This window comes from Pseudomonas sp. Pso3 (assembly GCF_055393275.1).
On sequence record NZ_AP043687.1, the window covers coordinates 2,864,783 to 2,882,231 of the forward strand.

A 17,449-nucleotide genomic window follows, 5' to 3' on the forward strand; every position below is an offset into this window, starting at 1 on the left:
CCGCTTCAGGCACGCCGGCAGTGGTCTTCGCCATCGGCCAGGACCACGCTTGCGACATAGGCTGCCAGGGCATCCAGCTGGCTGCGCAGGCGGGTCACGGTGGCGTTCATCTTGAAGGGATTGATCGCCTCTTCGTTGGTCAGGTCGATCCTGATCAGCAGCAGGGGCTCGCTGGGGTGGTAGATCTGCGCGACCAGCGTCGTCTCGGTGTCGCCTCGGCAGTCGACACGATAGGGATGGAGGCCATTGCTCAGGGCGCGTCCTGCGCATTCGAGTCCGTTCTTCACAAGAGATCCTTGGACATCTGTCCAGTGGTGAGGGTACGGCGCGCATGATGGCACAGAGCCATGAACCAAAACAGTGCATTTCGTCACGAAAGCCCTGGGGCGTGGTTCGCGGAGCGCTGGGAGACGAGGCGGAAAAAGAGGAGGGAAACGCGGAAGAGGAAAAGCGCGGGGCAGAAATGGAGGTGGCCCCGCCAGCCACACCCCGGCACACGACATCACCGCTGCGGCTGCTCCCTTCCGGGCCTGACCGGGTTCACGGTTGATCGTTGCGGGGGGACCGACAGAGCCACCATAACGCCTCACCCTGAGGTGAGGTGCGTCATTCTACGCGGTTGGGGCGAAGTTGCAAGCCATACAAGGACTTAGGTTCGCTAGGGTGCTGCCTGCAGGTCCCAGAGCGCAGCGAAACTGCCCTCCCCCTCGCGCAGCCGCTGCGGCGGGCCGTCCTCGACGATGACGCCCTGCTCCAGCACCAGGATGCGGTCGAAGCCGGTCAGGGTGGAGAGCCGATGGGCCACCGCCACCACGGTGCGGCCTTCCATCAACTCCAGCAGGGCTCGCTGGATGACCGTCTCGGAGTGGCTGTCCAGCGCCGAGGTGGCTTCGTCGAGGATGAGAATGGGCGCATCCTTGAGAAAGGCCCGGGCGATGCCCAGACGCTGGCGCTGACCACCGGAAAGCAGCACGCCGCGCTCGCCCACCGGGGTGTCGTAGCCCAGCGGCAACTCGCGGATGAAGTCGTCGCAATAGGCGTGACGAGCCGCCGCCTCCACCTCTGCGTCGCTGGCTTCCGGCCGGCCATAGCGGATGTTCTCGCGAATGCTGCGATTGAACAGCGCGGTCTCCTGGGGCACCACGGCGATGCGCTGGCGCAGGCTGTCCTGACTGACCGTGCGGATGTCCTCGCCATCTATGCAGATCCTCCCCCGCTGGATATCGTCGAGGCGCTGCAACAGGCCGATCAGGGTCGACTTGCCGGCGCCCGACGGCCCCACCAGCCCGATCTTCTGGCCGGCCGGCACCTCCAGATCGAAACCCTGGAACACCTGCCGACCATCGGGATAGCGATAGTGCACGCCGGTAAAGCTCAGGGCGCCGCGCGCCTGGGTCAGGGGCCGTTCGACGTCGCTCTGGCCGTGGGGCTGGATAAGGATGCGCAGGGTCTCGCCGATGGCGCCCAGTTGCTGAGTGGTGTCCACCAGCGCCAGGGCCAGGTCACGGGAGCCGTGCAGGATGCGAAAGGTCAGGGCACTGACCATGACCACGTCGCCGGCGGTGATGCTGCCGCGGCTCCACAGGGCGATGGCCCAGGCCAGCATGCCGCCGGCCATCAGCGACAGGCAGGTGTCGTGGAGTACCCGGGCCTGCTCCAGATGCATCCAGCTGCTGCGCTGGGCACGCGCCTCTACGCCGATGGCCTGGGCCAGTCGCTGCACCTCGCGCTCCCGGGCGGAAAAGGCCTTGATGGTCCAGACGTTCTGCACCAGGTCCACCAGCTCGCCGCCGACATGGGCCGACTGAGCGGCGAAGCGCTGGTGTCGCGCCCGCCCGCGAATGCCGAAGGCGGTGATCACCAGCGCCACGATCAGCACGAAGGCCACCAGCGCCCCGGCCATGCGCAGGTCCACGGTGCAGAGCACCACCACCGCGCCGATGAAGTCGACGCAGGGCGGCATGATCTTCCAGGCCAGGCCGCCGTAGATGGCCCCCGCGGCCGCTCCGGTGGCGGAGATGCGATTGCCCAGGGCCCCGGCGAAATGCTGGGAGAAGTAGTGCATCGGATGGCCGGTGAGATAGCGGAACAGATCGACGCGCAGATCGGCGCAGCTGGCCACCACCGTGCGGCAACCCAGCCAGCCACCGCTACGCCAGAACAGGTTCTCCAGCACGATCAGCGAGATGAACAGCCAGAACGGCCCCCACACCGCCGCCCGGCGTGCCGGATCGGCCATGGCATCGACCAGCAGCTTCATGCCGTATTGCACTGCCACCGCACAGGTCGCCGCGCCGACCACCAGCAACAGCAGGCCGCCGAAGTGCCAGGGTCGCAGGCGGACATAGCGCCAGAGAAAGGCGCCGACCCGTTCCGGCAGGGGCCATTCGGCGCGCCGCCGCTCGCGCCGCCGAGCTGCGCTCATCGCCCCTCTCCGCCGGCCCAGAGCTGGCGTTGGCGCTGCAGGACCTCGGCCAGAGGCTCGTGCAGCGCCCGGCGCCCTGCCTCGTCGGCCACGCCGAACAGCCCCGTGGGACAGAGGCGGTCATCGTCCCAGCCGGGATAGTCGAGTACCGGATACAGGCAGATGCCCTGCACCGGCACGCCCTGGCGCAGCGCCCGCCCGACCTGATCGGCCACGTGTTCCAGCCAGGCGGCGCGCGCCGGGCCTTCGGCCCCCGTCTCGGCGATCAGCAACGGCCGGCCATAGCGCTGGTGGACTTCGGCCAGCATGCCCTGCAAGGGTCGATAGGCCGGATCCTCCGCCGCCAGGGTACCGCCGTCCAGATACCACTGGTTGTCGGAGTAGTAGTTCAGACCCAGGATGTCCAGGTAATCGGGGCGCCCGCCCAGCCCTGGCCACTGGCGCCCGCTGAGCAGGTCCCAGGCCTCGAACTGGGCCTGGCGATAGGCCTCCGCGGCCTCGCGCTGTTCGGGGCGGCGCGCGACCACATGGATCAGCGGATCGATGGCCAGGAAGCGCGCCGCGGGCAACTCGGCCCGAATCGCCTCGATGGCGGCGATGCTGGCGCGCACCAGTTGATGCTTGAGCTCCTGACCGCGGCCGCGAGCGCCGGGATTGAACAGACCCTGATCGCCGCCAGCCCAGGCCCAGTAGGAGATCTCGTTGATCGGCGCCAGGCACGGACGGGTCTCGCCCTCCTCCCGCAACAGCCGGGCAAAGGCGGCGGCATAACGGGCGAAGGCATCGACGAAGGCCGGCCGCCAGATATCCAGGTGATCGGGCCAGCCATAGTGGCAGAGGTCCCAGATCACCTGGACGCCGGCCGCCCGCGCGACTCGCACCTGCGGCAGGACACTCGACCAGTCATGGTGCCCGGCCTGGGCCTCCACCCGGTGCCAGCGGACGCCATCGCGCACGGTGCGCAGACCCTGGGCGGCCACCGCGCCATAGTCTTCCGCGGCCCAGCGGTCATGGCCGGTGCTGGCGAGCAGATCCAGGCGTCGGCCATCGGCGCGTCTGTGGCTGGAGCATTCGAAGCCGGCCATGAAGAAACTCTGGAAGGGCGAGCCTTCGGCCATCACGTCGCTCATGGGGCCTGCCTTGCCAGGCTTTCGTGGTGTTCGGCGCTCTCCCCCGCCGCCGGCCCGAGCTCCGCCTCCTCGATGCGCTTGTAGGCGGCCAGCGCCTGGCCCACCACCTGGTCCATGTTGTAGTAGCGATAGGTCCCCAGACGGCCGATGAAGATGACCTTGGGGGTCGCCTCGGCCAGGTGCTGGTAGCGCCGGTACAGCTCGGCGTTTTCCGGGCGTGGAATCGGATAATAGGGCTCGCCGTCCGCGCTGGGATATTCGTAGGTCAGGCTGGTGCGCTCGTGGGTCTGGCCGGTGAGGTGCTTGTACTCGGTGATGCGGGTGTAGGGCACCGCTTCGCTGGGATAGTTGACCACCGCCACCGGCTGGAAGCGCGGCGTATCGCGCGTCTCGTGCTTGAAGGTCAGGGAACGATACGGCAGGCGGCCGAAGCGATAGTCGAAGAATTCGTCGATGGGTCCGCTGTAGACCAGGTGCTCATGGGGGATCAGTTCGCGGATCTCGCGGTAGTCGGTATTGACCATCACCTTGATGTTGGGGTGATCCAGCATCCGCTCGAACATCCGGGTGAAGCCATGCAGGGGCATCTGCTGGAAGGTGTCGCCGAAGTAGCGATCGTCGGTGGTGGTCCGGGTCGGCACCCGCGCCGTCACCGAGCGGTCCAGTTGCGACGGATCCAGTCCCCACTGCTTGCGGGTATAGCCGCGAAAGAAGGTCTCGTAGAGTTCGCGCCCGACCTGGTTGATCACCACGTCCTCGGAGGTGCGGATGTCTTCGACCGGCTCGGCGCGGGCGGCGAGAAAGGCTTCGGCACCCTGCTCGTCCAGCTCCAGGCCATAGAGGCGATTGAGCGTGGTCAGGTTGATCGGGATGGGCACCTGCTGACCCGCGACGTCGGCCAGGACCCGGTGCTCGTAGGGCCGCCACTCGGTGAAGCGCGACAGGTAGTCGACGATGCGCTGGGAATTGGTGTGGAAGATGTGCGGACCATAGCGGTGCACCAGTACCCCGGCATCGTCATAGTGATCAAAGGCATTGCCGCCAATGTGCGGGCGCCGATCCACCACCAGCACGCGCTTGCCCAGCCCCGCGGCCAGCCGTTCCGCCAGCACGCTGCCGGCGAAACCGGCCCCCACGATCAGATAGTCGAAACGCTCAAGCGCCGTTACCGCCATTGGATCTTCTCCCGCATCAGGTCACAGGTGCTGTCCCAGGACATCCCGGTCAGCAGGGCATCGGCGCGCGCCAGAAAGGCTTCGCGCTGATCTTGACTGGCCAGGGCCGCCTCGCAGGCAGCGACGAAGGCCTCGGCGCCTTCGGCGATCCAGACCACGCCGCTGTCGCCGTAGGTGCGCACCACATCGGTGATGGGCGTCGACACCACCGGACAGCCGCCGGCCAGGTATTCGGGCGTCTTGGTGGGGCTGATGAAACGCGTCGCCTCGTTGAGGGCAAAGGGCATCAGGGCCACGTCCCAGCCCGCCAGATAGGCCGGCAACTCGTCATAGGTCTTGCCGCCCAGGTAATGCAGATTGGGCAGCTGCGGCAGGCTGGCCGGATCGATCTTGACCACCGGGCCCAGGATCACCCACTGCCACTGGGGACGCAGCCGCGCCACCGCAGCCAGCAGGTCGAGATCCAGGCGCTCGTCGATCACGCCATAGAAGCCCAGCCGCGGCCGCGCCAGACCGGCCTGGTCCGCAGGCTCCGGCAGGGCCGCGCGAGCCTGACCGAAGTGCGCCACGTCCACGCTGCTGGGAAAGGGAAAGACTCGCGGATGGCGGTCACGCTTGGCCTCGTAGAGGCTGTAGCCCCCGGTAAACACCAGGTCGGCGCGCTGCAGCAACTCCCGCTCCCGCTGCAGCAGGGCCGGGGGCGCGCCGCGAAAGGCCGAGAGTTCGTCCATGCAGTCGTAGACCAGGGTCTGCGCCGGGATCTCGCCGGCATAGTCCAGCGCCATGGGCGTGAAATACCAGGCCACCGCCACCGGTTGCCGCAACTCCTGCAGATAGGTCTGCAGCAGTTCCTGCTGGGCGCAGGCTCGGGCTTCCGCGGACAGGCAGCGAGGCAGATGAGGCACCAGTACCCGCACGCCGTTCTCCTCCACCCGCACCTCGAGGTGCGACCGGCCATCCGTGGCATCCAGCGGCTCTTCGCAATAGAGCACGTTGTAGTGCTCGGCGAAGCGCACCATCTCGTGCTGCGGACGCTGGTAGACGAAGCTCCAGCGCAGATGGGCCAGGCATAGCAGCAGCGGCCTGGCGGGATCCAGGGGGCGCTCCGCAACGCGCGCGGGCCGTTTGGTCTTGCCGATCGTTTCGGTATGGGGGCCGGCCCAACTCATGGTGTGCTCCTGTGAGATCGAACGCCTGGCCGAGGGCGGCGAAACAGCCGCGCCTCGGCCGGCGCCTTGGCAACTTGCAAAACGTCCAGAGACCGTCCCGAAGGTATCGGCAGTCCGACTGCGCGATATCGAGCAACGTTATCGACTTATCCAATTGGCAAGGGTTCATAACTTTATCGATGAACTTCCGCTTCGCTAGAACCAATATCCTCATTCAACTTCAGAACAACGTCTGCTCGATGAATTGGCACAACTAACGCTTCGCTCGAAAATAATTGAAGCGAAGCGTTAGTTGCACTCGAGTCTGCACGAAACAGTTATTTCGAATTAATGGCTACAGGCTTGGTGAGGACGGTTGCATGTTGATGATCACGGGCGGCGCAGGCTACATAGGTTCTCATACGACGCTGGAGCTGCTCCGTGCGGGCCACGAGGTGGTGATACTGGACAACCTGGTCAACAGCCGGGTGGAGGCCGTGCAGCGCCTTACCACGCTCGCCGGGCGGGCGCCTGTCTTCGTGCGCGGGGACGTCCGGGATCGCGCCCTCCTGGATCGGCTGTTTCAGGAGCTACCGATCACCGGGGTCCTGCATTTCGCCGGACTCAAGGCGGTCGGCGAGAGCGTGCAGCACCCCCTGCGCTATTTCGACAACAACGTCGGCGGCACCCTGGTGCTCTGCCAGGCCATGGCCGCCGCCGGGGTGCACCAGCTGGTCTTCAGCTCTTCCGCCACCGTCTACGGTCACTGCATTCCACCCATCAGCGAAAGCTGCCCGACTGCCGAGCCGACCAACCCCTATGGCCAGTCGAAACTCATGGCCGAGCAGGTGCTGCGCGGGCTGGCCGGGGCCGATCCGCGCTGGTCCATCGCCGTGCTGCGCTACTTCAATCCCATCGGCGCCCATCCCTCCGGACTGATCGGCGAAGACCCCCAGGGCACGCCCAACAACCTGGTGCCCTATCTGCTGCAGGTGGCCAATGGTCGCCGGCCATGGCTGGATGTCTACGGCGACAACTACCCGACGCCCGATGGCACCGGCGTGCGCGACTACATCCATGTCCAGGACCTGGCCCGCGGTCATCTGGCGGCGCTCAACGCCCTGGCCGAGCGCCCCGGGGTTTCGACCTGGAATCTGGGCACCGGACGCGGACATTCGGTCAAGGAGGTGGTGGCGACCCTGGAACAGCAACTGGGCCGCGACATCCCCTGTCACTTCGCCCCGCGACGCGCGGGGGACGTGGCCCAGTGCTGGGCCGATCCGGAAAAGGCTTGGCAGGAACTGGGTTGGCGCGCCGAACGCAGCCTCGCCACCATGCTGGAAGATGCCTGGCGCTGGCAGTCGCTCAATCCCCATGGCTATCGCCAGACGGCCAAGGCGGCTATCGCCGTGGAAGAAGTTCTCGAAAAAGAACAACGTGCGAGCGAACCCGCCACGCGTTCCGCTTGAACCTGGAAATTATTCTGGCCGATAAATAAGGCTTCGCTTAAACCAAACGAAGCCTTATTTTTTCAGTTATTGCCTTGGCACTGCCTCAAAGCAGTTTTTAAACGAAGCGACAAATATGGGTACGTCTTTATTACCGCTTCGTTATAACCAACAACGCCTGCAGTTATTGGCAGAAGGAGTGAAGATCAGACCCTTGCGGGCCTGATCCCTGGCGCTAGCGGACGCCTTGCGCCTCGAGGATCTGCAGGAAGGCATCCTCGTCCAGCACCTTGACCCCCAGTTCGTTCGCCTTGGTCAGCTTGGAACCCGCCCCTGGCCCTGCGACCACCACGGCGGTCTTGGCCGACACCGACCCCGACACCTTGGCACCCAGGGCTTCCAGGCGCTCCTTGGCCTCGTCGCGACTCATGGCCTCCAGGGTTCCGGTGAGCACCCAGGTCTGGCCGGCGAACGGCAAACCCTGCACCGCCTGCCGGGTACTTTCCCAATGCATGCCGAAGGCCTTGAGCTGCGCCTCGATGGCCAGCGCCTGGGCAACGTGGTCCGCCTCGGCGAAGTACCCGCGCAGCCCCTGCTTGGCTCTCTCGTTGAGGCCGGACAGGGTCTTGAAGGTCAGCCAGTCCTGCGAGCCTTCGATCAGGGCCGCCAGGCTGGGAAAGGCCGCGGCCAGGGTCTTGGCCCCGGTCTTGCCCAGGTAGGGAATGTGCAACTGGTCGAGGAAATCGGCAAAGGCCGCGTAGCCGGAAAATTCGGCATGCACCTCCCCCTCGTCGGCCAGCTCGATGCCGTTGGCCAGCAGCGCCTCCAGCACGTCGCGGTTATGCGCGGACTGGAAGAAGTTGTGAATCTCGAAGGCCACCTCGGGCCCGATGTCCGGCAGATAGACCAGCACCTCCGGCAGGGCCTCGCGGATGCGCTGCAGACTGCCCAGGGCGCGTGCCAGGCGCTTGGCGGTCTCCTCCCCCACCTCGGGGATGCCCAGGGCGAAGATGAAGCGCGCCAGCGCTGGCCGGCGGCTGGCCTCGATGGCGGCCAGCAGGTTGCGACTGGACACCTCGGCGAAGCCTTCCAGTTCGACCACCTGCTCGTAGGTCAGGGTGTAGAGATCCGCCGGCGACTTCACCAGCGCGCGATCCACCAGTTGCTCGACGATACGATCGCCCAGGCCGTCGATGTCCATCGCCCGCCGCGAGGCGAAATGGATGATCGCCTGCTTGAGTTGCGCCTGGCAGGCCAACCGGCCGACGCAGCGATAGACCGCGCCCTCGCTCACCGACTCCTTGCCCTTGCCGCGCTTGATCAGCTGGGTACGCTCCACGGCCGACCCGCACACCGGGCAATGGGTAGGGATTTCCACCGGGCGGGCATCCGCCGGCCGCCGCTCCGGCACCACCTGCATGATCTGCGGAATGACGTCTCCGGCGCGACGCACGATGACGCTGTCGCCGATCATCACGCCCAGCCGGGCGATCTCGTCCATGTTGTGCAGGGTGGCATTGGTCACGGTGACGCCGGCCACCTGTACCGGCTTGAGGCGGGCTACCGGGGTGATGGCACCGGTGCGCCCCACCTGGAATTCGACGTTGAGCAATTCGGTCAGCTCTTCGCGCGCCGGAAACTTGTGCGCCAGGGCCCAGCGCGGCTCGCGGGCGCGGAAACCCAGCTCGCCCTGCCAGTCCAGGCGGTTGACCTTGTAGACCACGCCGTCGATCTCGTAGGCCAGGGCATCGCGGCGCTGGCCGATGTCCTGGTAGTAGGCGCGGCAGCCTTCCGCGCCCTGCACCCTGCGCAACTCGCGGCTGATGGGAATGCCCCAGTCACGCAGCCGCTGCAGGATGTCGTACTGGGTCTCCGGCAGTGTCCCGCCCTCGACCCGCCCGAAACCGTAGCAGCAGAACTCCAGCGGCCGCTGGGCGGTGATCCGCGAATCCAGCTGACGCAAGCTGCCAGCCGCGGCGTTGCGCGGATTGGCGAAGGTCTTGCCGCCGCTCTCCATGGCCCGGGCATTGAGCGCCTCGAAGCCGGCGCGGGACATGAACACCTCGCCGCGCACCTCCAGCACCGTCGGCCAGCCCTCGCCCTGCAGGCGCAGCGGGATGTTGCGGATGGTGCGCACATTGGCGGTGATGTCCTCCCCGGTGGTGCCGTCGCCGCGGGTGGCGCCGCGGGTCAGCACCCCTGCCTCGTACAGCAGGCTGACCGCCAGGCCATCGAGCTTGGGCTCGCAGGTGTACTCGACACCGGAGTCCGGCCCGGCGAAGTCGGTCTCGCCGAACTCCTCGCGCAGGCGTTTGCCGACGCTGCGGTCGAAGTCCTGCAGATTCTCGTCGGCGAAGGCATTGCCCAGGCTGAGCATGGGCACCTCGTGGCGGATGGTGCCAAAGGCGGCCAGGGCCGAGCCGCTGACCCTCTGGGTGGGCGAGTCGGGCGTCACCAGTTCGGGATGCTCGGCCTCCAGCGTCTTGAGTTCGCCGAACAGCCGGTCGTACTCGGCATCGGGCACGCTCGGCTCGTCCAGCACATAGTAGCGGTAGTTGTGGGCGTCGATCTCGCTGCGCAGGGCGGCGATGCGGGTGACAGCATCTTGGGCGTCGGTCATGGCGGTCTCTCACTGTCGCCACCCCAGGGGGTGGCCCTGACGGCACCAGCGGCGCCGCGGCAAAACTTACAAACAAAAAGAGCAGCCGAGGCTGCTCTTGGTTCGCTCCGGCGCGATCAACGCTTGAGCATCAAACTCTTGCGTTCGAAGTCGACGATGCGCTGGCGGTAGTGTTCGATAGTCTGGGCGGTCATCACGCTGCGCTGCTCGTCCTTCAGCTCGCCATTGAGCTCCGAGGACAGCTTGCGCGCCGCGGCGACCATGAGGTCGAAGGCCTGCTTGGGATGACGCGGACCGGGCAGACCCAGGAAGAAGCTCACCGCCGGGGTGTGGAAGTCGTCGATGGCATCCAGGTCGAAGGTGCCCGGACGCACGGCGTTGGCCATGGAGAACAGCACCTCGCCATTGCCCGACATGCTCTCGTGGCGATGGAAGATGTCCATGTCACCGAATCGCAGCCCGCTTTCGAGGATGTTCTGCAGCAGTGCCGGACCAGAGAAGCCCTTTTCGTCGCGAGAGATGACATTGATCACCAGCACCTCGTCCACCGGCGCCATGGCGGCCTGACTGCTGCCGCTGCCGACGGGCTCGCTGACCGGCTCGCGCTCGGGCGCCTTGCTGCTCAGCGGCTTTTCCTTGCGCGGCTTGTCGCGGCCCCGGGTCGCCACCTCGTCGGAATCGACGGCCAGGCCCGCCAGACCTTCATCACCCGCGGACAGATCGAAGCTGTCGGCACTGGGTTCTTCACGCCGTTCTTCGCGACGCTTGCGCTGGGTGGAGCGTGGCGGTGTCGGCTCGCCCGGATCGTCCAGCGACGGCTCCTTGGGCTCTACCACCCGCGTCGGACCGACGATTTCCGGATCCTCGTCCTCGTGATCCGGATGATTGCTCAGCGACTGGTCAAGCTTGAACTTGAGCTTGCCCTTGCCGCTCATGCGACGCCAACCATCGAACAGAATACCGGCGATGACGATGACGCCGATGATGATCAGCCACTCGCGCAGACCCATATCCATGAAAAAGACATACCCCTGTGAAAATAATGGACCGACAGCCGTCGGGAAACTTTGGAAAGTCGACGCTTGCGAGGTCTTTCCAAAACCTCCGAAACCTACGCCAAGTCAGTGTTCTTCTTAGCTTTTTCCACTTACCGCTAGCGCGGCCATAAGCTAGCACGACTGCTGCCAACTTTACACCGCCAAGCCACGAGGCTGTGGGGTACTAGGCATCGACCATGGCCACCGCCTCTTCCACATCCACCGCCACCAGCCGCGAACAGCCCGGTTCGTGCATGGTCACACCCAGCAACTGATCGGCCATCTCCATGGCGATCTTGTTGTGCGTGATGTAAATGAATTGCACCTTCTCCGACATGCTCTTGACCAAGCGGGCATAACGGCCGACGTTGGCGTCATCGAGAGGAGCATCCACTTCATCGAGCATGCAGAACGGCGCCGGATTCAACTGGAAGATGGCAAATACCAGCGCCAGCGCCGTCAGGGCCTTTTCGCCGCCCGACAGCAAATGGATGGTGCTGTTCTTCTTGCCCGGCGGGCGCGCCATGATCGCAACCCCGGTATCGAGTAAATCTTCTCCAGTAAGTTCCAGGTAGGCGCTGCCGCCACCGAAAACTTTTGGGAACAGCGCCTGCAGGCCGTGATTGATCTGGTCGAAGGTGTCCTTGAAGCGATTGCGGGTTTCCCGATCGATCTTGCGGATGACGCTTTCCAGCGTCTCCAGCGCCTCCACCAGATCGGCGTTCTGGGCATCCAGATAGGTCTTGCGCTCGGCCTGCTGCTGATATTCGTCGATGGCCGCCAGGTTGATCGGTCCGAGTCGCGCGATCCGCGCTGCGACCGCTTCCAGCTGCTCTTCCCAGCCGGCCTCGCTGGCCTCGGCGGGCAGGGTCGCGATCACCGTCGGCAGGTCGTAGCCATCGGCCGCCAGCTGCTCGGCGAAGCCGCTGCGCCGCGTCGCCAACCCCTGCCATTCCAGGCGATGCTGCTCCAACTGACCGCGCAGCAGGGTCCCCTGCTGCTCCGCCTGCAGACGCCGCCGCTCAAAATCGCGCAATTCCCGATCGGCGTCTTCCAGGGCCAGGCGCGCCGTGCGCATCTCCTCGTCCACCTGCAGGCGCCGCTCCAGCAACTCCTCCAGACGCAGCCGCACCTCGTCGAGGGGCTCGCCGCCCTCTTCCAGGTTGAGCGAGAGCTGCTCGCAGCGCTCGCCGAGGCGCGCGGTCTGCAATTCCAGTCGTTCCAGGGCCTGGAGGGTCGACTGGCGCTGGGCTCTCAGGGTAGTCAGCCGCACCGTCAGCTGATGGAGTTGTTCCTGGGCCTGGCGCTGACGCTGCCGCGCCGAATCCACCGCCTGGCGATGCCGGTCGCGCTGCTCCTGCAGCTGCGCGCGCTGCTCGGTATCCACGGCCATGGCATCGAGAGCGTCCTGCAGCCGCAACCGGCATTCGCCCAACTCTTCCTGCTCACGCGCCACCTGCTGCTCGACATCCCTGAGCTCCGCCTCCAGCTGCCGGCGACGAATGCTCAACTGCTCGGCCCGCGCCTGCTGCGCGGACAGCTGGGCGCGGGATTCGGCCAGGCGCAGCTGCTCCTGCTGCTGGCGCCGCCGCGCCTCTTCGCGTTCGCTTTCCAACCGCTGCTGGGCAGCGCGACGGTCCTCCAGTCGCTCTTCCTGCATGGCGAGCGCCTCGCCGAGTTCCAGGCTGCGTGCCTGCAATTCCTCCAGTTCACGCCCACGCGCCAGCACACTGCCCTCGGCCGCCTGGGCGCGGCGCACGCGCAAGAAGTGCCGGGAGAGCCAGTAGCCTTCCGGGGTGATGAGACTCTGGCCCGGTGCGAGGGCCGCCCGGCGCGCCAGGGCCTCGTCGTAGCTGTGGGCGATCAGCACCTGACCCAGCCAGGGTGACAGGTCGCGCGGGGCCTGCACCTGCTCGAGCAGGCTGCCCGCGGCGACCGGCACCGCGCCGGGCAGTGCCAGATTCAGGGCGCCACTGGCGAAGCTGTCGAGACGCAGGGCCTCCAGATCATCCAGACAAACCGCCTGCAGGTCGCTGCCGAGGACGGTTTCCACCGCCAGCTCCCAGCCGGGAGTGACCTGGACCTCGTCCGCCAGCTGCGGCGCCGCGGCGAGCCCCTCGGCTTCGAGCCACTGAGCCGCGCCGGTATCGGGGGCCAGCGCCGCCTGCTGCAGGGCCTCCAGCGAGGCGATGCGGCCTTCCAGCCGCTGCAATTCGCCCTGACGCTGACTCTGCTCATTGGCCAGTCCCAGCAATTCTTCCCGCAGTCGCTGCAAGCCCTCGGCGACCTGCAATTCCTGCTCGGCCAGGCCTTCCAGCAGCAATTCGTCTTCGGCGATCTGCTCTTCCAGCATGACCAGCCGCTCGGAGGGACCATCCTCGCCCAGCAGGGTGCGCTCGTCGCGCAGCCGGCGCTGCCGCTCCATGCCCCGCTCCAGGCTCTGCTCTAGGGAGCGAATGCGCGCCTGCTGCACATCGGCCTCCCGTTGCGGCTCGACGCTGGCGGCGCTGAGCGTTTCCCAGCGTTGCTGCCAGTCCGCCAGCGCCAGCTCCGCCTCTTCCAGCGCGGCGCTGCCCTCCTCGCCCAGCTCCCGAGCCGCCTCTTCTTCCGGTTCGAGCATCGCCAGCTCTTCTTCGAAGGTGGCGAGCAGCACCCGGTCGTGCTCCAGGTGGGACTCGGCTTCGCTGAGGGCCTGTTCGGCTTCGCGCAGATCGTCCTGCAACTGGCGCTGACGCTGCTGACCATGCTGGATGGTCTGCTCCAGGCGGGCGATGTCACCCCCCAGGGAGTAGAAGCGCCCCTGCACCAGGTTGAAGGCTTCGCTCAGCTCATGATGACCGTCGCGCAGCCGCTCGATGCCGGCGTCCGCCTGGCGCTGCTCGGCGGTCAGGGCTTCGAGAGCGGTCTCCTGGTCGCGGATCACCTTTTCGCGCTGCTCGACACGGCCATCCAGCTCGCGCCAGCGCACCGCCTGCAATTGCGCCTTGAGCTGCCGCTCTTCCTGCTTGAACGCCTGGAAGCGTTCGGCCGATTGCGCCTGGCGGTGCAGCCGTTCCAACTGGCGCTCCAGCTCTTCGCGCAGGTCGGTCAGGCGGGCGAGATTCTCCTGGGTGCGGCGGATGCGATTCTCGGTCTCGCGCCGCCGCTCCTTGTACTTGGAGATGCCGGCGGCTTCCTCGATGTAGTGCCGCAGGTCCTCGGGCCGCGCCTCGATCAGCTTGGAGATCATTCCCTGCTCGATGATCGAATAGCTGCGCGGCCCCAGGCCGGTGCCGAGGAAGATGTCGGTGATGTCGCGCCGGCGGCACTTGGTGCCGTTGAGGAAATAGGTGTTCTGACCTTCGCGGGTCACCCGCCGGCGGATGGAGATTTCCGCGTAGCTGGCGTATTCGCCCACCAGGGTGTGGTCGGAGTTGTCGAAGATCAGTTCGATGGAGGCCTGGGACACCGGCTTGCGGCTGTTGGAGCCGTTGAAGATGACGTCGGTCATCGACTCGCCGCGCAGATTCTTGGCCGAGCTCTCGCCCATCACCCAGCGCACGGCGTCGATGATGTTCGACTTGCCGCAACCGTTGGGGCCGACCACCGCTGCCATGTTGCTCGGGAAATTCACCGTCGTCGGATCGACGAAGGATTTGAATCCCGCCAGCTTGATCGACCTCAACCGCATATCAGGAGCCCTTGTTCACCGCGCCGTGCCCAACCGCAGGCGAAAGGGCGAAAGTCTACCATTGGCGGCCCGCCTGCCGTTGCCGCGCATGAGCTTATTTCCAGGCGTTCTGCACGCCACCGGGGCGACAGGCTATAGTCCTGCACCCCCACTCGCAGGATGCCCCCATGAAGATCCTTCGCTTCACCCTGCTCGCCGCCGCCCTGGCGGCCAGCGCCAAGGTCCTGGCCGCGCCGCCGCTGCTCAACGTGTCCTATGACGTCATGCGCGACTTCTACAAGGACTACAACCCGGCCTTCCAGGCGCACTGGAAAGCCGAGCACGGCGACACCCCAGTGATCCAGATGTCCCATGGCGGCTCCAGCAAGCAGGCGCGTGCGGTCATCGACGGCCTGCAGGCCGACGTCATCACCATGAACCAGGCCACCGACATCCAGGCCCTGGCCGATCGCGGCCTGGTGCCCAAGGACTGGGAAACCCGCCTGCCCGATCGCAGCGCGCCCTTCACCTCGGCCACGGTGCTCATCGTCCGCCAGGGCAACCCCAAGGGCATCCATGACTGGTCCGATCTGCTCAAGGACGGCGTCCAGGTGATCGTGCCCAACCCCAAGACCTCCGGGAACGGTCGCTACACCTACCTCTCCGCCTGGACCTATGCGCTGCGCCAACCGGGCGGGGACGAACAGAAGGCCCGCACCTTCGTCGCCGACCTGTTCAAGCACGTGCCCATCCTGGACACCGGCGGTCGCGCCGCCACCACCACCTTCATGAAGAACCAGCAGGGCGATGTCCTGGTGACCTTCGAGAACGAAGCCGAGATGATCGCCCGGGAATTCGGTCGCGGCGGCTTCGAGGTGGTCTATCCGAGCATCTCGGTGCAGGCCGAGCCGCCGGTGAGCGTGGTCGACAGCGTCGTCGACAAGAAGAGCACCCGCGCCGAGGCCGAGGAATACCTCAAGTATCTCTGGTCCGACCAGGGCCAGAAGATCGCCGCGGACAACTTCCTGCGCCCGCGCAACGCCCAGATCCTGGCACAGTACGCCGATCGCTTTCCCAAGCTGGAATTGATCGATGCGCAGAAGGAATTCGGCCCCTGGAGCGGCATCCAGAAGACCCACTTCGCCGATGGCGGGGTCTTCGACCAGATCTATACGCCCCAGTGACAGGCTCGCGCCCGGCCAGGTGCCGGGCGTCCGGCGGGCATGAATGACGCGCACACAAAAACACCGCCCGGAGGCGGTGTCTTTGTTTATTTGGAGCGGGAAACGAGACTCGAACTCGCGACCCCGACCTTGGCAAGGTCGTGCTCTACCAACTGAGCTATTCCCGCAATGTGGCGTCCCCTAGGGGACTCGAACCCCTGTTACCGCCGTGAAAGGGCGGTGTCCTAGGCCACTAGACGAAGGGGACGAAACCTCTTTCCGCAAGGCCTTTCACCTTGCATCCCACTGTCATGAAACCGTGAGATTGTGTTTGGAGCGGGAAACGAGACTCGAACTCGCGACCCCGACCTTGGCAAGGTCGTGCTCTACCAACTGAGCTATTCCCGCAATATGGCGTCCCCTAGGGGACTCGAACCCCTGTTACCGCCGTGAAAGGGCGGTGTCCTAGGCCACTAGACGAAGGGGACGAAACCTCTTTCCGCAAGGCCTTTCACCTTGCATCCGCCTGCCCTGAGGCAACCGGACTGTATTTGGAGCGGGAAACGAGACTCGAACTCGCGACCCCGACCTTGGCAAGGTCGTGCTCTACCAACTGAGCTATTCCCGCAATTTTTGGCGTCCCCTAGGGGACTCGAACCCCTGTTACCGCCGTGAAAGGGCGGTGTCCTAGGCCACTAGACGAAGGGGACCAGGTAGAATCCCTGAGGACTCCGGCCTACCACTCGGCTGACGCTTGCCGCCGTTGGGAGTGCGCGCATTCTAGGGAGCCTTACCCTGGGCGTCAATAGCTGATTAAATACTTTTCAAATCAACGACTTCGCTCGTACGACAAACGGCGGGCAAGCACCATGGAGAAGGTCATGTCCTCAACGATGATTGCAGCGGTAGTGGGGCTTGGCATCCTCCTGTTGATCATGATCGCCTTCGTCAACCAGAAGCTCGAAGCGGGACGCCTGGAAAAGCAGCGCCTGGTCGCCGACCTCACCGACCGCATCAAGCGCTGTGCCCAACTGGGCGGCAGCCTGCCCGGGCAGCTGATGACCCCGGCGCTCAAGCAGCTGTTCCATCGCATCGAACTGGGGCTGATCGCCCGCCTCGCCGCCCTGCAGGCCCCTTCCGCCAGTCTCACCGCGCGCAAGACCGAACTGGAAGAAGTCCTGGCCAAGGGCGATGACATCGAAGTCGCCAACGCGGCCCGGCCGGTGCATACCGAGGCGCGGGTCAAGGAAGTCCGCGGCTACATGGAGATGCTCCATGCACTCGTCGCCCATGCCAACCAGATCGGCATTCTCGACGGCCAGGAGGCGCAGCGCTGGGTCGGCGAGATGCGCTATCTGCTCACGGCGACCTATGTGGAGTTCTTCCGCTACCAGGCCGAACAGCAGATCAAGAGCGAGCACTACATCCAGGCGCGTCAGTCCTACGAGCGGGCGATCATGCAAATTCGCAAGCAGCAGCAACCCGAGCGCTATACCGAGTTGCTAGCCCATCTGGAGGAGCAGATCGCCCAGGTGAAACGCCAGCAGAGCGAACTGGCCGAGCAGGCCAGCAGCAGCGCCAACGAGCTGTCGGACAGCGTGGATACGCTCAAGGACGACAGCTGGCGCAAGAAGAACGACTACGAGTGAGGGCT

The 17,449-nt window shown here is 65.7% G+C and carries 11 protein-coding genes, 6 tRNA genes and 1 other RNA gene; 3 read left to right on the forward strand and 15 right to left on the reverse strand.

Translation table 11 applies throughout. The annotated features are described in order from the left end of the window. Positions 1-5: 5 nt before the first annotated feature. The 6 genes from ACZ5R1_RS13455 to ACZ5R1_RS13480 all read right to left on the reverse strand — a co-directional run bounded on the left by ACZ5R1_RS13455 (position 6) and on the right by ACZ5R1_RS13480 (position 5,899). The gene (locus tag ACZ5R1_RS13455) at positions 6-287 is read right to left on the reverse strand and encodes a hypothetical protein (protein ID WP_464712392.1); all 282 of its coding nucleotides are present in this window, start codon (positions 285-287) and stop codon (positions 6-8) included. A gap of 186 nt (positions 288-473) precedes the next feature. Beyond that, an RNA gene (ffs, locus tag ACZ5R1_RS13460) (signal recognition particle sRNA small type) lies at positions 474-570 on the reverse strand. Between the two features lie 88 nt (positions 571-658). Beyond that, positions 659-2,425 (reverse strand): ABC transporter ATP-binding protein, encoded by a 1,767-nt coding sequence (locus ACZ5R1_RS13465; RefSeq protein WP_027597718.1) that lies wholly within the window; start codon positions 2,423-2,425, stop codon positions 659-661. Beyond that, positions 2,422-3,543, reverse strand: coding sequence for a glycoside hydrolase family 1 protein (locus ACZ5R1_RS13470; protein ID WP_027601217.1), 1,122 nt, complete (start codon positions 3,541-3,543; stop codon positions 2,422-2,424). Before ACZ5R1_RS13470 ends, ACZ5R1_RS13465 begins: the two co-directional genes overlap by 4 nt. 8 nt (positions 3,544-3,551) lie before the next feature. After that, entirely contained in the window at positions 3,552-4,730 is a 1,179-nt protein-coding gene (gene glf, locus ACZ5R1_RS13475) for a UDP-galactopyranose mutase (RefSeq protein WP_027597716.1), read from the reverse strand. Continuing rightward, positions 4,721-5,899, reverse strand: a complete 1,179-nt coding sequence (locus ACZ5R1_RS13480) for a glycosyltransferase family 1 protein (RefSeq protein WP_464712393.1) — start codon at positions 5,897-5,899, stop codon at positions 4,721-4,723. Before ACZ5R1_RS13480 ends, glf begins: the two co-directional genes overlap by 10 nt. Before the next feature lie 359 nt (positions 5,900-6,258). Between ACZ5R1_RS13480 and galE the strand changes: the two genes are divergently transcribed. Next, positions 6,259-7,347, forward strand: a complete 1,089-nt coding sequence (gene galE / locus ACZ5R1_RS13485; RefSeq protein WP_007162240.1) for a UDP-glucose 4-epimerase GalE — start codon at positions 6,259-6,261, stop codon at positions 7,345-7,347. 214 nt (positions 7,348-7,561) lie between these two features. Here galE and ligA read toward each other — a convergent pair whose 3' ends face one another. From ligA to smc, 3 genes are all read right to left on the reverse strand, one after another. Next, positions 7,562-9,946, reverse strand: coding sequence for an NAD-dependent DNA ligase LigA (ligA, locus tag ACZ5R1_RS13490; protein ID WP_464712394.1), 2,385 nt, complete (start codon positions 9,944-9,946; stop codon positions 7,562-7,564). 116 nt (positions 9,947-10,062) lie between these two features. After that, positions 10,063-10,962: a cell division protein ZipA gene (gene zipA, locus ACZ5R1_RS13495; protein WP_007162238.1), complete on the reverse strand. Its 900-nt coding sequence runs from the start codon at positions 10,960-10,962 to the stop codon at positions 10,063-10,065. A 205-nt stretch (positions 10,963-11,167) separates the two neighbouring features. After that, positions 11,168-14,653: a chromosome segregation protein SMC gene (gene smc, locus ACZ5R1_RS13500; protein WP_464712395.1), complete on the reverse strand. Its 3,486-nt coding sequence runs from the start codon at positions 14,651-14,653 to the stop codon at positions 11,168-11,170. Between the two features lie 167 nt (positions 14,654-14,820). Here smc and ACZ5R1_RS13505 point away from each other — a divergent pair, with 167 nt between their 5' ends. Beyond that, positions 14,821-15,816 (forward strand): sulfate ABC transporter substrate-binding protein, encoded by a 996-nt coding sequence (locus tag ACZ5R1_RS13505; RefSeq protein WP_042137723.1) that lies wholly within the window; start codon positions 14,821-14,823, stop codon positions 15,814-15,816. Between the two features lie 91 nt (positions 15,817-15,907). Here ACZ5R1_RS13505 and ACZ5R1_RS13510 read toward each other — a convergent pair. The 6 genes from ACZ5R1_RS13510 to ACZ5R1_RS13535 form a co-directional block, all read right to left on the reverse strand. Beyond that, positions 15,908-15,983 (reverse strand) — tRNA-Gly (locus tag ACZ5R1_RS13510). A 4-nt stretch (positions 15,984-15,987) separates the two neighbouring features. Beyond that, positions 15,988-16,063, reverse strand: a tRNA-Glu gene (locus tag ACZ5R1_RS13515). 64 nt (positions 16,064-16,127) lie between these two features. Then, positions 16,128-16,203: transfer RNA gene (locus ACZ5R1_RS13520), tRNA-Gly, on the reverse strand. A 4-nt stretch (positions 16,204-16,207) separates the two neighbouring features. Next, positions 16,208-16,283: transfer RNA gene (locus ACZ5R1_RS13525), tRNA-Glu, on the reverse strand. 64 nt (positions 16,284-16,347) lie between these two features. After that, a tRNA-Gly gene (locus ACZ5R1_RS13530) sits at positions 16,348-16,423 on the reverse strand. A gap of 6 nt (positions 16,424-16,429) precedes the next feature. Next, positions 16,430-16,505, reverse strand: a tRNA-Glu gene (locus ACZ5R1_RS13535). Positions 16,506-16,676: 171 nt separating this feature from the next. Between ACZ5R1_RS13535 and ACZ5R1_RS13540 the strand changes: the two genes are divergently transcribed. Next, entirely contained in the window at positions 16,677-17,444 is a 768-nt protein-coding gene (locus ACZ5R1_RS13540) for a hypothetical protein (protein WP_231501052.1), read from the forward strand. Positions 17,445-17,449 lie beyond the last annotated feature (5 nt).

Bases quoted from the DNA above. Each gene is read 5' to 3' on its own strand.
- ACZ5R1_RS13465 (WP_027597718.1), bottom strand. From the start codon at position 2,425: ATGAGCGCAGCTCGGCGGCGCGAGCGGCGGCGCGCCGAATGGCCCCTG.
- ACZ5R1_RS13470 (WP_027601217.1), bottom strand. From the start codon at position 3,543: ATGGCCGAAGGCTCGCCCTTCCAGAGTTTCTTCATGGCCGGCTTCGAA.
- glf (WP_027597716.1), bottom strand. From the start codon at position 4,730: ATGGCGGTAACGGCGCTTGAGCGTTTCGACTATCTGATCGTGGGGGCC.
- ACZ5R1_RS13480 (WP_464712393.1), bottom strand. From the start codon at position 5,899: ATGAGTTGGGCCGGCCCCCATACCGAAACGATCGGCAAGACCAAACGG.
- galE (WP_007162240.1), top strand. From the start codon at position 6,259: ATGTTGATGATCACGGGCGGCGCAGGCTACATAGGTTCTCATACGACG.
- ligA (WP_464712394.1), bottom strand. From the start codon at position 9,946: ATGACCGACGCCCAAGATGCTGTCACCCGCATCGCCGCCCTGCGCAGC.
- zipA (WP_007162238.1), bottom strand. From the start codon at position 10,962: ATGGATATGGGTCTGCGCGAGTGGCTGATCATCATCGGCGTCATCGTC.
- smc (WP_464712395.1), bottom strand. From the start codon at position 14,653: ATGCGGTTGAGGTCGATCAAGCTGGCGGGATTCAAATCCTTCGTCGAT.
- ACZ5R1_RS13505 (WP_042137723.1), top strand. From the start codon at position 14,821: ATGAAGATCCTTCGCTTCACCCTGCTCGCCGCCGCCCTGGCGGCCAGC.
- ACZ5R1_RS13540 (WP_231501052.1), top strand. From the start codon at position 16,677: ATGTCCTCAACGATGATTGCAGCGGTAGTGGGGCTTGGCATCCTCCTG.